This window comes from Wolbachia endosymbiont of Nomada ferruginata (genome assembly GCF_001675785.1).
Lineage (GTDB): Bacteria > Pseudomonadota > Alphaproteobacteria > Rickettsiales > Anaplasmataceae > Wolbachia > Wolbachia pipientis.
The window spans coordinates 1-13,146 of the sequence record NZ_LYUY01000027.1 but is presented as its reverse complement, the minus strand read 5'-3'; the positions used below and the strand labels follow the sequence as shown (position 1 = coordinate 13,146).

Annotated in this window: 13 protein-coding genes and 2 pseudogenes; 6 read left to right on the top strand and 9 right to left on the bottom strand. The window is 35.0% G+C overall.

Translation table 11 applies throughout. From position 1 onward, the window contains the following. The first annotated feature begins 309 nt into the window (after positions 1-309). Positions 310-1,062: a 5'/3'-nucleotidase SurE gene (gene surE, locus BA053_RS02570; protein WP_065094512.1), complete on the top strand. Its 753-nt coding sequence runs from the start codon at positions 310-312 to the stop codon at positions 1,060-1,062. A gap of 24 nt (positions 1,063-1,086) precedes the next feature. Here surE and hisS read toward each other — a convergent pair whose 3' ends face one another. After that, positions 1,087-2,310 (bottom strand): histidine--tRNA ligase, encoded by a 1,224-nt coding sequence (gene hisS, locus BA053_RS02565; RefSeq protein ID WP_065094511.1) that lies wholly within the window; start codon positions 2,308-2,310, stop codon positions 1,087-1,089. Continuing rightward, the gene (locus BA053_RS02560) at positions 2,307-2,870 is read right to left on the bottom strand and encodes a NifU family protein (protein WP_065094510.1); all 564 of its coding nucleotides are present in this window, start codon (positions 2,868-2,870) and stop codon (positions 2,307-2,309) included. Before BA053_RS02560 ends, hisS begins: the two co-directional genes overlap by 4 nt. A gap of 169 nt (positions 2,871-3,039) precedes the next feature. Here BA053_RS02560 and BA053_RS02555 point away from each other — a divergent pair, with 169 nt between their 5' ends. Continuing rightward, entirely contained in the window at positions 3,040-3,291 is a 252-nt protein-coding gene (locus BA053_RS02555) for a J domain-containing protein (RefSeq protein ID WP_245611014.1), read from the top strand. A 19-nt stretch (positions 3,292-3,310) separates the two neighbouring features. On the opposite strand, the gene BA053_RS02550 is transcribed toward BA053_RS02555, so the two are convergent. Continuing rightward, positions 3,311-4,840: an N-acetylmuramoyl-L-alanine amidase gene (locus tag BA053_RS02550; RefSeq protein WP_245611013.1), complete on the bottom strand. Its 1,530-nt coding sequence runs from the start codon at positions 4,838-4,840 to the stop codon at positions 3,311-3,313. 344 nt (positions 4,841-5,184) lie between these two features. On the opposite strand from BA053_RS02550, the gene BA053_RS02545 reads away from it, so the two are divergent. Both BA053_RS02545 and BA053_RS02540 read left to right on the top strand, forming a co-directional pair. Next, positions 5,185-6,414: a cytochrome b gene (locus tag BA053_RS02545; RefSeq protein WP_065094509.1), complete on the top strand. Its 1,230-nt coding sequence runs from the start codon at positions 5,185-5,187 to the stop codon at positions 6,412-6,414. Between the two features lie 272 nt (positions 6,415-6,686). Next, the gene (locus BA053_RS02540) at positions 6,687-7,445 is read left to right on the top strand and encodes a cytochrome c1 (RefSeq protein WP_065095300.1); all 759 of its coding nucleotides are present in this window, start codon (positions 6,687-6,689) and stop codon (positions 7,443-7,445) included. A gap of 138 nt (positions 7,446-7,583) precedes the next feature. On the opposite strand, the pseudogene BA053_RS08760 reads toward BA053_RS02540, so the two are convergent. Then, positions 7,584-7,682: pseudogene (locus BA053_RS08760) on the bottom strand (IS5 family transposase); the annotation flags it as partial. Positions 7,683-7,729: 47 nt separating this feature from the next. On the opposite strand from BA053_RS08760, the pseudogene BA053_RS02535 reads away from it, so the two are divergent. Together BA053_RS02535 and truA are read left to right on the top strand one after the other, a co-directional pair. Next, positions 7,730-7,852, top strand: a pseudogene (locus BA053_RS02535) (IS630 transposase-related protein); the annotation flags it as partial. Between the two features lie 71 nt (positions 7,853-7,923). Beyond that, positions 7,924-8,661, top strand: a complete 738-nt coding sequence (gene truA / locus BA053_RS02530; RefSeq protein ID WP_065094507.1) for a tRNA pseudouridine(38-40) synthase TruA — start codon at positions 7,924-7,926, stop codon at positions 8,659-8,661. A 79-nt stretch (positions 8,662-8,740) separates the two neighbouring features. Here truA and dnaN read toward each other — a convergent pair whose 3' ends face one another. The 5 genes from dnaN to BA053_RS07220 all read right to left on the bottom strand — a co-directional run bounded on the left by dnaN (position 8,741) and on the right by BA053_RS07220 (position 12,907). Beyond that, positions 8,741-9,898, bottom strand: a complete 1,158-nt coding sequence (gene dnaN / locus BA053_RS02525) for a DNA polymerase III subunit beta (protein ID WP_038199350.1) — start codon at positions 9,896-9,898, stop codon at positions 8,741-8,743. 115 nt (positions 9,899-10,013) lie between these two features. Continuing rightward, entirely contained in the window at positions 10,014-10,511 is a 498-nt protein-coding gene (locus tag BA053_RS02520; RefSeq protein ID WP_065094506.1) for an invasion associated locus B family protein, read from the bottom strand. After that, entirely contained in the window at positions 10,504-11,397 is an 894-nt protein-coding gene (locus BA053_RS02515) for an RNA polymerase factor sigma-32 (RefSeq protein ID WP_065106718.1), read from the bottom strand. The genes BA053_RS02520 and BA053_RS02515 overlap by 8 nt, the downstream gene beginning before the upstream one ends. A gap of 317 nt (positions 11,398-11,714) precedes the next feature. Continuing rightward, positions 11,715-12,413, bottom strand: a complete 699-nt coding sequence (locus BA053_RS02510; protein WP_065106717.1) for an acyloxyacyl hydrolase — start codon at positions 12,411-12,413, stop codon at positions 11,715-11,717. A gap of 356 nt (positions 12,414-12,769) precedes the next feature. Next, complete coding sequence (locus BA053_RS07220; RefSeq protein ID WP_218914974.1) at positions 12,770-12,907, bottom strand: hypothetical protein; 138 nt, start codon at positions 12,905-12,907, stop codon at positions 12,770-12,772. Positions 12,908-13,146 lie beyond the last annotated feature (239 nt).

Below are 13,146 nucleotides of genomic sequence, written 5' to 3'. Positions count from 1 at the left end.
CATGCGATGCACGTAGTGCGAAAAATTAAACATGAGACGCCAAATACCCTAAGTTTTTTGTCATTAACCTGCACAGATTGCAAAGATAAATAAATAGCTTCAGTTTCATGATAAGGGGGCTGGCGGAGTTTGTCAAGTAAGTTTTTTCGTTTCTATTGTAATGACAGTTATGGCCTGTGCAAGAAATCTATTGATTTACAGCAGGTTCTTTGTTACAGTTCACAGTTATGCAAAGAAACTTAAAGCCTCATGAGTTTATTTACAGCCAGTGATTTACATAATTTGGAGCTGTATAGCTGAGTATTGTATATGATAATATTAATAACAAACGATGATGGTTTTGGAAGTGAAGGAATAAAATTACTCAAAGAGGTTGCACGGAATTTTGCGTCAGAAATATGGATAGTGGCACCAGATACTGATAGAAGCGGAGCTGCAAGATCTCTTGATTATCCAGTGAAACAATCTATTGGAATAAAACAACATAGTGAAAGGGAATTTAGTGTGTCTGGTACTCCTGCAGATTGTGTCATTATTGCGCTAAATAAAGTTATGAATAAAAAACCAGACTTAATATTGTCCGGAGTAAATATTGGATCAAATGTTGGGGACGATATTTGTTATTCAGGAACAATTGGTGCTGTAATGGAAGGTGCTGCAAGGTCTATACCTTCTATTGCGCTGAGCCAAGTTTATCATGATAAAATAGACTGGCACAATACAAAGGTTTTTGCACCAAAGGTTATTGCCAAGCTAGTTAAGGTTGGTTGGCCTAAAAACATAGTGATGAGTGTAAATTTTCCTGCTACGGAAAAAGTAAAAGGAGTAGAATTTGCTGAACAAGGTGAATATAACATTGATGGGGATTTTACTTTTACTGAAAATTCGAATGGCTCTTTTAGCTTAAATTGGTCTCGAGAGCACTCAGGCAGTGGTAGTGTAAATAAAATAAAAGAAGGATTTATTACTATCACACCAATAAAATTAGATTTTACAGATTATGATACATTGAATGTTATGAAAAATTCTTGTGCAGACGAATTTTCTTCTATAGCTGACTGAGAAAAACATTTGCATTGCTCCTAATTAGATGTTTTCTATTGTGTTATCGCGAGCAATTATTTTTTCTTCACCTGTATCCATGTTTTTAATCTTTAAAGTTTTACTACTCAATTCTTCATCGCCAAAAATTAAAGCAGCTTTAGCATTTGCTTGATTTGCTTTTTTCATTCGGGTTTTGAGCGTTCCGCTATATTCATAGATTACATATAAACCATTTCTGCGCAATTCATTCGCAAGTGTTATGGCATATTCTTCAGCCTCTCTACCGATTGGAATTAGGTAAATAGGTCGCTCTTCTTTCGGAGAATAATTGATTAACTCCATTATGCGCTCAATACCCCCTGCAAATCCTATTGCTGGAGTGTGTTTTCCACCTACTGAAGATACTAAATTATCGTATCTTCCACCGGCAAAAACTGCCCCTTGTGCACCTAAATCCTCTGTAACAAATTCAAATACTGTGTGGCAATAATAATCCAGGCCTCGAACTAATTTGCTATTTACAGTGTAAGGTATGCCAAGAGCTTGCAGTCCATTTAACACCTGATCAAAGAAATATGAAGATTCTTTTGTATAGTGATCACTGATTTTAGGTGCATCCAAAATTATTGATTTATCTTTCTCATCCTTAGAATCCAGTATTCTGAGTGGATTTTTGATCAACCTATTTTTGCTATCTTCTGATAGATCATTTTGATACTTTCTAAAGTATGATACCAAAGCTTCTCTATACTTAGTTATTGTTTCACCATCACCCAAAGAGTTAATTTCCAGCTTTACATTTTTATTGATGCCAAATTCAGTTAGTAAGTGCTGAGCGAGTGATATCAATTCAATATCAGCTTTTGGATCTTCTATGCCAAAAACCTCAAAATTTATCTGATGAAATTGCCTTTGTCTTCCCTTTTGCGGTCTTTCATAGCGAAATGCAGGTCCTGTTGAGAATAATTTGATCGGTGTTTGCAGTTTTTTTTCGATTAATAGTCTAACAATCGTTGCGGTGAACTCAGGACGTAAAGTTATGCTCTTTCCCCCTTTATCATTGAAGCTATACATCTCTTTAGTGATGATGTCTGAGCTATCACCTAAGGTTTTTGTAAAAACCTCCGTGTACTCAAATATTGGAGTCTGGGCGGGCAAAAAGCCGTATAGACTTGAGATTCTATTTGCTGTTTGCTGAATGTATTTAAACTTATACCACTCATCAAATAGAAGGTCTTTCGTTCCTCTAACTGTTTGATTAGTCATAGTGTAGTCTCTATACCCGCAACCTCTGGTATGTGGTAGCTCAGCATATTCTGCACTCCTTGCTTTAAAGTAATTGCAGCACTTGGGCACCCAGAGCAGGCTCCTTGCAGCTCAACATAAACTATTCCATCTTTATAGCCACGGAATTTGATATCACCACCGTCTTGAGCAACTGCAGGTTTGATATAACTTTCCATCAATTCTTTTATTCTATTTACAATTTCTATATCACTTTCATCAAAAAATTCCTCGTCTGGATCATTCACTCCTTCTTTATCTAGCGCTTTTCCACCTGAAGTAAAGTGATCCATAATTGTAGTTAAAATTTCTACTTTTAATGTATCCCAATTAATTCCACCCAATTTTGTTACTGAAATAAAATCATGACCAAAAAACACTCTTACCACATGTTCTATTTGAAAAAGATTTGCTGCTAACTTGGAGTTTTTTGTTTCGTCTGCATTTAAAAAATCAGCCGTTTCTCCTTCGTTTAGAATTGCAAATCCAGGAAGAAATTTCAGTGTGTTTGGATTTGGTGTTTCTTCAATCTGGATGAACATGTTATTTACCATGACAATTATAATTGTTACTATTTAATCATAAAATGATAAAAAAATATACATGTCATTCATCTTTTTCCTTTTTTTAGTATTCATAATAATCACGTTTGTCTTGCCTAGCGTTGTTGTATTTTTTCTCTTCCTGACAAAAAAAAATAACATAAGTTTCATGATAAACTCTGTATTGAGTAAGTTTTTGAACGAATTTAATAGCAGTAGAAGTTATACTGAAAATTACACTGGTAATAACATATCCAAAGATGAAGCATTAAAGATACTGGGGCTGAATCCTGAGGCAAGTCAAAATGAAATCAATAAAGCATATCAAAATTTAATGAAGTTAGTTCACCCAGATAAGGGAGGCTCAGAATATTTTGCGCAAAAGCTAAATGCGGCGCGTGATAAATTGTTAAAAAAGTGATCTTAAAAAAAGTTTTCGTTTAACAAATTTCTTCCTTTGCTTTTTCTAAATACTCCAATATTGCTTCATGTAGCGCAGTCCATGTTATCTGTTCTTCCAGGGAAGGTATAAATTCTTGTCTCCAAGCATTCTTAAACTCCTGAAACCACTGTTTTTCAAAATCCTGAAATTCTAAAGAAATATCTACTTTAAAGCTATCAATTAAACTGGAAACTTCTGCAGCTTTAGAGCTATCTAGTGATTTTAAAGATAACACTCCACTCTTTAAAATGTCTAACTCTTCCAATACATTAAGCTTAAATGGTTCATAGAGTGAAGACCATATGCGATATCTTAAATAAGAATCATAGTATAACTTAATTTTGTACATTAAAGTGGTAGATGCATCAGGAGAAATGTTATTCTCATATTGTGCAAGAGAAGATAATAAATTCTCATAATCTACTTTGCTTAAACATGGTTGTAGAGTCGATTTAAATTTTTCACTAAAGGTTAAATAACTAGAAGAAATGCCATGACTATATTTACTAAAGAATTCAGGAAATATATCCGCTTGTTCTAATTTAAGAGGTAAATCTTTTCTAATTCCTCTTGGTAAATTATGTATTGAGAACTGATAAATAACCCATACAAAATTCTCGTCAAACTTATCTGAGTAATCAGCATTATTATCAGGAAAAATTACATTACCTTTCTTATCATTCCAGGGTAGTATCTTATAGAAAAATTTGTTCAGCCTTTGTTTTAATTTCAAAATACCTTCATTTCTATCACCTGCTTTATACAATATTTCGCCCATTTGCTGTTTAGCATCTTTAGGGTTTATTCTGTCACTTATGTGCAATCCAATTCCATTTTTCTCTAATAACTCCCAATCAAACAATTTGTGTGGATCTGGTTTACGCATTGTATAGCCAAGCTCTGGATCATGCACTATAGTTCCTATTTCAGAATGACTAAATATCATATCCCTTTTAATTTTAAAACGCTCCATAAGATATAAAATCAGCTCTTTAACGGACCTCATTTGCTCTTCCGGAAAAGGCTCAAGTCCTGTGTTTACAATTTCAATACCTACAGAGTAGTTGTTAAGCTTCCGTAGCTCTTCAAGCTTGCTATCTATCTTAACTCTTGCATAACTAATACCAGCATGCCATGCTTCTTTCTCTAATGGAACCATTAAGGTGATGCTGCCATCCCTATCGACAATAAAATGAACTGACAATCCTCTAGCATTCAGTGTATCTTTTGTACCTTTTAATGTTGATGTTTCAGTATGGTGAACTATAACCATTAACACTTTTTTACCTGCCCTATCACCATAATTTAAAGCTGAAGCTGGATCTAAAAATAACAAATCCTGATCTTTCAATAATGGTAATTTTTCTTGTAAATCTTGAAAATCATTCTCGATATTGCTTGAACTGGATACTTGCCCAGATATGAGAAATGCTGAAACAGTAATCAGTAAAACTAATAAATATTTGTTAACTTTAGATAGTTGGATTTTCATACCATCTTTATAAACACTTTGTAGATAATTTTTCATTCTATAGTTAGAATAGGGTTGTTGAATAAATTTACAAGACAAAATCATACTAGTCCGGTAGTAGTAACATGTTCAGAGATGGAGCGTTTAAAGTGCTAGGAATAGATTCTGGAGCTAACCAAAATGAAATCAATAAAGCATATTAAAATTTAATGAAGCTAGTCCATCCAGATATAAGGAGGCTCGGAATATTTTACACAAAAATTAAATGCGGCACGTGATAGGTTGCTGAAGAGGTAATTAATATTGCTTTAAAGTTTTTATTTGTGCGTAAAGGATAAGTTGCTACAATAAAAAAATAAGATAAAAGTAGCAATGGACATGTGTTCAGAAAGGTTTAAGTTATGCAGGAAGATAACAAAAAAGAAACAATAAAAGAAGAAAAAGGCATATTAGGATGGATAGAATATAGATTGCCTATATTTTCTTTTCTAAGACACACTGCTTCTTACCAAGTGCCAAAAAACTTAAATTATGCTTGGAACTTTGGCTCTTTGGCTGGTATAGCGCTGATTTTACAAATAATAACAGGTATATTTCTTGCTATGCACTACACTCCGCATGTTGATTATGCGTTTAATAGTGTAGAGCGCATAATGCGAGATGTGAATTACGGGTGGTTAATACGCTACACTCACGCTGTTGGAGCATCGCTCTTCTTTATGGTAGTCTATGTTCATATAATGCGTGGATTATATTACGGATCTTATAAAAGACCGAGAGAGATGGTGTGGTTTATTGGAATATTTATATTTTTTGCAATGATGGCAACTGCCTTTATGGGATATGTATTGCCTTGGGGACAAATGAGTTTCTGGGGTGCAACAGTTATAACCAACTTATTTTCTGCTATACCTTTAATTGGCAATAAAATAGTTATATGGTTATGGGGTGGTTTTTCAGTGGATAACCCAACACTTAACCGTTTTTTCGCTCTGCATTATCTTCTGCCTTTTGTTATTATTGCTTTAGCTATGCTTCATGTGATAGCTCTGCATAGGTTTGGCTCTGGTAACCCAAGTGGAGTGGAGGTAAAATCAGATAAGGATACCATCCCTCTCTATCCTTATTATATAGTCAAGGATTGCATAACTTTTGGTCTGTTTTTTGTAGTTTTGTTCGCATTTGTTTTCTATGCTCCCAATTATCTTGGGCATCCAGATAATTATATAGAAGCTGACTCTATGGTAACTCCGGTACACATAGTGCCAGAGTGGTATTTTTTACCTTTTTATGCAATGCTACGTTCGATTCCAGATAAACTTACTGGTGTGCTTACCATGTTTGCGTCTATTTTAGTGTGGTTTTTGTTACCTTGGCTTGATAAATCAAAAGTTAAAAGTGGTGCTTATCGCCCGGTGTTTAAGAAATTTTTTTGGGTTTTTGCAATAAATTTTGCACTTCTTGCCTGGCTTGGAGGACAAGAGGTGAAAGAACCTTACATCACTATGAGTAGGCTATCTACTCTTTATTACTTTGCATACTTTGTGATAGTTTTACCACTGCTTAGTAAGTATGAAAAGCCAAAAGAACCACCAAAAACCTTAAGTGATTCTGTGCCGGAGATGAGGTGATGTCAATTCAAAGCAGATCTCTTACAAAATTCTCTGTCATCCCAGAACTCTCTTCTTTCACCCCAGAGCCCTCTTCTGTCATTCCAGAACTCTCTTCTGTCATCCCAGCACCCTCTTCTGTCATCCCAGTGCTTGACACTGGGATCCAGAAAAAAAATAAATGGATTCCAGCATCATGTACACAACTGTATGAACGTTGTATACAACACACAGTGTCATTCCACTATCTTCCGTTGTCATCAATTCGAAATTTACTAAAACAGTGGTTACGCATGGGATCTAATGTATTTGCAATCTCCTGCATGTTATTTCTATCTAGTCTTATATCTGCAGAAGAGTTTAAACCATTACCAAATAAGAAAATAGACTGGAAATTTGATGGAATTGTCGGATCTTTCGATAGAGAGTCAATTCAGCGTGGCTATAAAGTGTATAAAGAAGTCTGTGCTGCTTGTCATTCAATGAATAGGGTAGCATTTCGTAATTTGCAAGATGTCGGTTTTTCTGAAGAAGATGTAAAACAGATAGCAGCTTCTTACCAAGTTAAAGATGGTCCGAATGATTTGGGTGAAATGTTTGACAGACCTGGAGTACCTTCGGATTATTTTATTGCGCCTTTTGATACAAAAGAAGCAGCTGCAGCAAGCAACAATGGTGCAGTCCCACCAGACTTATCATTAATTATTAAAGCAAGGCATGATGGTGCAAATTATATCTATTCACTGTTAACAGGCTATCAAAACGGCGAACACGATGAAAATGATTTATATTTTAATTCGTATTTTCCAACAGGCAGATTAGCTATGGCGCCACCACTTTCTGAAGGAATGGTGGAATATGATGTTGCAAGACAAGCCACAGTTGAAAATATGGCATATGACGTGGTAAATTTTTTACAATGGGCAGGAGAGCCAGAATTAGAGCGCAGGCATAAACTTGGATTAAAAGTAGTGGCGTATTTTATAATTTTAACAGTGTTTTTTGTATTAACTAACAACAAAGTTTGGAGCAAGCTCTATAAAAAGAAGTGATAGTCAATTTTGCCTCAAGCACAATGGTTGTCATCCAAGTAGCTAACACTGGTTCCTTTATGACGGTGTCATCCGAGTAGCTGACACTGGGATGGCTTTGTCGCATCGTACCTTATACGGTAATAATTTACGATAAATTCATGTAGCCATTTCGAATTTAGCCATACCAATGTCAGTAAATTTATTAAGCAAATAGCACTTAATGAGCAGTTCTTTTTCACGATTTATAGCTCTTTTCATAGAAGTCCGGATGTGATAAGGATAGATAATGATAAGGAGGTTGAATGCCAGCAGCATATAGTTATGATTTAAGAAAAAAAGCAATGGAGGCGCTAGACGAAGGAGAAAGCAGAGAAGCAGTGGCAGCAAGATTTAAGATTGGACGAACTACTTTATGGGAGTGGCAGCACTGTAGGCTTGACCATAAATTATGTTAAGATAGAAAATGACTATTTTAGATAGAGCTTGATGTAATGCAGTGCGATACAAAATAACGGTAGAATATAATGGTAGTAGTTTCTCTGGTTGGCAAAAACAGCAACACTCTGCTAACTCAATCCAGGAGAAGATAGAAAATGCTATATTTAATTTTAGTGGTGAGAAAGTTACTTTGTACTGTGGTGGCAGGACTGATGCAGGGGTTCATGCTTTAGGACAAGTTGCTCATTTTGATATGGAAAAGGAATTTGAGCTTTATAGAATAAGGAATGCAATAAACTATCATTTAAAATCAATTCCTATAGTCGTGCTTAATGCAGAAGTTGTAGATGATGCGTTTCACGCACGGTTTTCAGCAAAAAAAAGATATTACGAATATAGAATAGTTAATCGCTATGCTCCTGCCGCTCTGGAGACGGGTTATGTATGGCAAGTGTTTAGCCCACTTGATGTAAATATTATGCGTGAAGCTGCTAAACATCTACTTGGAAAACATGACCTTTCAAGTTTCCGTTCAAAAGATTGTCAAGCCGCAAATCTGATAAGAACAATTGATGATATCGATATAATACAAAATGGGAATCATATACACATCAAAATATCTGCTATTTCCTTTTTACATAACCAAGTGAGGATTATTGTGGGTACTTTAGTTGAATTTGGAAAAAATAGAACCAATCCGCAAGAAATGCTAAATATATTAAACCAATGCAAAAGAAGTGCCGCTGGAGTTACTGCACCACCTTTTGGCTTATATTTGGTAAAGATAGATTACTAATTTAATAAAAGCTAGTGAAATAAGTGCCATACCGCCACGGTATCTCCAGATTCCGCTAACAAGCAGCGAGATGACGAGTTTAAGTTCTCATTGGCATTACTACATATAATGCACTTGAATCGTCTTCATCAGTGATAATTGTAGCACTATTACCATCGGCTAAGCTAAACTTACATTTATTTTTTATGCAGGATAGAACATCAAGTAAATAACGCGAGTTGAACCCTATTTCTATAGGGGCTTCATTGTAGTCCACTTCTATGGATTCAGTTGCATCACTGCACTCTTGGGAGTTTGAATGCAGAGTTAGCAGCTTTTCTTGTAGTGAGAATTTAATAGATTTTACTTTATCAGATACAACAACGGAAACTCGATCTATAACGTCTGAAAGTTTTTTACTTTCAATAATCATATGCTTATCTTGAGATGCTGGAATAACTGCTTTATAATTTGGAAAAGTTCCATCTATTAATTTTGATATTAGAATATATTCACCGCATGTAAACTTGATTTTTCTGTCTGAGAGTTTTACTTTAATTTCATTACAATCGTCCAATATTTTTAACAGCTCCATAACAGTTTTACGTGGAATGATCACACCAAATTCGCCATTGATGTTCCCAGGCTTTGGCCTCTTTATACATGATAAACGATGGCCATCAGTTGCAACGCAGTACAGAAATTGCTCATCTGTATGTAGATATATTCCATTTAAATTATACCTTGTATCATCTAGTGATACAGCAAATTTTGTTTTAGTTAATAAATCTATCAGGTCCGTATTTAGTAGAGTAAAATCATGTTTATAATTGTCTTCTTCAAGAGCAGGAAAGCTGCTTGAAACTACATTCGGTAAAGAAAAGTTTGCATTTCCGCAAGACATCAATAATTTTCCTTGGTTGTTTACTTCAAAATTGACATCCAAATCAGCGGGTAACTTCTTCACTATGTCATGTAAAGTATGCGCTGAAATTTTTACTTCTCCTTCTGTTAATACGGTTGCAGCAAGTGAGGCAAACATTGAAATGTCAAGATCAGTTGCCATTAATTTTATGCTGCCGTGTTGTGCTTTGATATTTATACACGCCAAAACATCTATTGCATTACGCCTTTCAACCACTCCACTTACTCTGGATAATGTATTTAAAAGACTTGTGCGGCTCACGCTAAAACGCATCTGCTCACACACAGAATTTTGCTTTTTGATTTCTGTATCTACACCTGCAACCTCTGACATTACTAACTCTCAAAAATATATTTTAAATGATATCCGCATTCCATATAAAGTAAAGTGCTATTCATTGAAAGAGTAGTCTAGTTTATACTATAGCTGGGTATTCTGTTACAATAATTTACTTTGTATGGCATAAATCATGCATTTTTTGATACGCTTTTTGAAACCCAAGTAGGGAATAAGTATCATCAATGGTCACTGTTTTTGTTTTCCCATTCACTACCATTGATAATCCCTGCTTCATTTTTAGAATGAGATCTTGATCTATTTTTGTATGCTCTGCCCATGCAAAACTTCCCTGTATTATGGGCAGTGTATATTTAATTTTTTTGTCGATATTGAGAGCTACAGGCTCCTTATCATACTGAAAACCAGAGGTAACGCTTACCTCATCTGCTTTTTTATCAACATAACTAACCATTACATATGGCTTGCGGTTGGTTGTATAATGTTCGCTTTTTTTTTTAGGATAGGATACAATATAACATACTTTCTCTCCATCTTCCAATGCAGTATACACGAGCCAATCTTTATATTTTTCCTTCAATTGTACATCACTAACTGATGCAAAAGTGCCTATTGAAAAAAATATTAGAAATATAAAAAAACTACGCATGCAAACCAAATTTCAAACTTTCAGATTGTATATATCGTTTTACCTTAGCCATCGCCTGCTCAGCCAACTGCCTTATTCTTTCTCTTGAAACACAATATTTTTTACTAAGTTCATCCAGAGTTTGAATGTTTTCAGACAAATATCTACTGATAAAAATGTCTCTTGCCCTTTCGTTGAGGCTTGCTAGTGCATTGTTTAAAATTGTTTCTTTTAATTCTTTTTCTTCATGATTCTGATAGGTTACTTCTTGACTGACCAAGTTACATGGGATCATATCTTGTAACTCCCTTTTAGAGTCATCACCTATTTTTATGCAATCGTTTAGCGACTGATCCTTACAAGCCAAACGGTAATTCATTTGTACAACATCTCCTTCGGATACAGAAAGCTCATTAGATATTGCTTTTATTTCTTCATTATTTAAAGTTTCTCTGTTTGTATACTGTAAAATTCTTTTTTTTATTTTACGTAAACTAAAAAATAATCTTCTTTGTGCTTGCGTTGTGCCTATTTTCACAAATGACCAAGATTTCAATATAAAGTCTTTTATTGAAGCTTCAATCCACCACACTGCATAAGTTGAAAAACGAAACCCTAAATCAGGATTAAACTTTTTTACTGCATGCATTAAACCCATATTCCCTTCCATGACCAGGTCCATCAACAATAGTCCATAATTTTTGAATTTCATTGCAATTTTCACTACCAAATTCAAATGGCTGGTAATCAATTTATGAGCAGAAGAAATATCCTTGTATTGGTTCCAATTTTTTGCTAGTTGTACTTCTTCCTCTTGAGACAGCATGGGAAATTTTCGCACCCTAGCAATATATTGTATGAGATTGGTTCTGCTATCGACACATAAGCTTGCCATTGGGGTCAACATAACAACTTAAATTAAAACTTCATGCATATAATATATTGATTTTCCAGCAAAAATTCAAGCTTTGATTTGAAAAAAGTACAAATTTTCCATCTAATTTCTTGGAGACAGTAGGCCGCAGTGTTAGCTAATTGGATAACATTATGTAACTTTAGATGATATTCTATCAATACAATGGTGAACGTTATAGCTTAAACACATAGCAAATAGTGTTATTCCAGTGCCTTGACACTGGAATCCACATTTCTTTTTCTAGATCCCAGTGTCATGCTACTTGGATGACAAGAAAAAACCCACTGGGATAACAAGACTGAGATAGACTAGAAATTAAACGCTACTCCAGCTTCTGCACCAACAGTGCTGTAAAGAACTTTGTATGCGCCTGCATCAGTAACCTGTCTGGTTGAATCTTTAGGATCTGTTTTTTTTCCATCAAAATTAGCACCATAAGAACCGAAATAACGAGCTCCAGCATAAAGTTTGACTTCTGGAGTTACATCATAACTAACACCAGCTTTTACTTGACCAGCAAAACCAAATTTACTTTTTTGATCATTTATAGGGGTTTTCAAAGGAGTGCTAATATACGCTGCACCAACACCAACACCAATGTATGGAGTGATAGGCATATCTTCAATTGCTACATCGTAATAAACGTTAACTAGTCCTGAAATTGCTGTTAAATTATCTGCAACTGTATCACCTACTACATCTGCATCTTTATTCAACCATGAGTAAAGCCCTTCAACATCAACTCTAATGTCGTCCATTTTATAGCCAAACGCACCACCACCAGCTATAAAAGATGCTTTTAAGGGACTATCCTTTTCCTTGCCTGTTACATTTGTAATACCATCAACTTTTGTGAAAAGAGGTAAAAATTCACCATTGTATTGCAAACGAACGTAGTAGCTAGTTTCTTCATCACTTATTGGACCAACAGGATCTGAAAAAGCAGAGCTTGATAAACTTAGCAACGTTGCTAAAGCGGCTGCTGAAAAAAACTTTTTATAATGCATAATTGTCCTCGTAAAAAAATTAAAATTCCACTTTAGCAGTCTAAGTAACAACTAAAGTTAAGTCAAGTGCTAACTTAATAACACAAAATATCTTACATTTTAACTAATTTTTAGGAGAAGACAAAGATTTTATTAATGAATAAATACGACTTTTTTACTCTTGATTTTTTGGTATAGCTAACATAGGTAAGATTTACTATCGAAAGACCTCGTCATTCCGCTACTTGTTAGCGGCTGAGATACCGCGCACAACTGTACGAACATTGCAATTTGGGCCTACCAGGAGGGCAATGCCTCTTATCCAAGTACCCTCTTCTTGTCATCCCAGTGCTTGACACTGGGATCCAGGAATTTTATTAAGTTGGTAAGTATAAAAGTAGCCGTTTTATGTTAAAATACAACGTTTTGATGATTATGAAAAGGCTGGATCCCAGTGTCTGGGCACTGGGATGACAAGGTATAAACCTTATCGTCATGCCGCCGCAGACCGTCATACCGCGATTCATTCGCGGTATCTCGGCAATAGATCCCGCTAACACTTAGCGGGATGACGATTGTCGGTGAACCTAAGTTACTTTAGCCATAAATATTTAAGAAATTTACCAAATAAAAAAAAAGGCAAAAGAAGCCCCATGGTGGTTGGCTATTTACTATGTACTAAAATATCGGCGTTTTTTTTATTCTAAAACGCTTGATTAAGAGCGATTTAGCTGCTTTTAACTTGCAACTAACC

Excerpts from the sequence above, each read along its gene's own strand:
- hisS (WP_065094511.1), bottom strand. The coding sequence starts at position 2,310 with ATGACTAATCAAACAGTTAGAGGAACGAAAGACCTTCTATTTGATGAG.
- BA053_RS02545 (WP_065094509.1), top strand. The coding sequence starts at position 5,185 with ATGCAGGAAGATAACAAAAAAGAAACAATAAAAGAAGAAAAAGGCATA.
- BA053_RS02555 (WP_245611014.1), top strand. The coding sequence starts at position 3,040 with ATGATAAACTCTGTATTGAGTAAGTTTTTGAACGAATTTAATAGCAGT.
- dnaN (WP_038199350.1), bottom strand. The coding sequence starts at position 9,898 with ATGTCAGAGGTTGCAGGTGTAGATACAGAAATCAAAAAGCAAAATTCT.
- BA053_RS02520 (WP_065094506.1), bottom strand. The coding sequence starts at position 10,511 with ATGCGTAGTTTTTTTATATTTCTAATATTTTTTTCAATAGGCACTTTT.
- surE (WP_065094512.1), top strand. The coding sequence starts at position 310 with ATGATAATATTAATAACAAACGATGATGGTTTTGGAAGTGAAGGAATA.
- BA053_RS02560 (WP_065094510.1), bottom strand. The coding sequence starts at position 2,870 with ATGTTCATCCAGATTGAAGAAACACCAAATCCAAACACACTGAAATTT.
- BA053_RS02540 (WP_065095300.1), top strand. The coding sequence starts at position 6,687 with ATGGGATCTAATGTATTTGCAATCTCCTGCATGTTATTTCTATCTAGT.
- BA053_RS02550 (WP_245611013.1), bottom strand. The coding sequence starts at position 4,840 with ATGAAAAATTATCTACAAAGTGTTTATAAAGATGGTATGAAAATCCAA.
- BA053_RS07220 (WP_218914974.1), bottom strand. The coding sequence starts at position 12,907 with ATGACGGTCTGCGGCGGCATGACGATAAGGTTTATACCTTGTCATCCC.
- BA053_RS02510 (WP_065106717.1), bottom strand. The coding sequence starts at position 12,413 with ATGCATTATAAAAAGTTTTTTTCAGCAGCCGCTTTAGCAACGTTGCTA.
- BA053_RS02515 (WP_065106718.1), bottom strand. The coding sequence starts at position 11,397 with ATGTTGACCCCAATGGCAAGCTTATGTGTCGATAGCAGAACCAATCTC.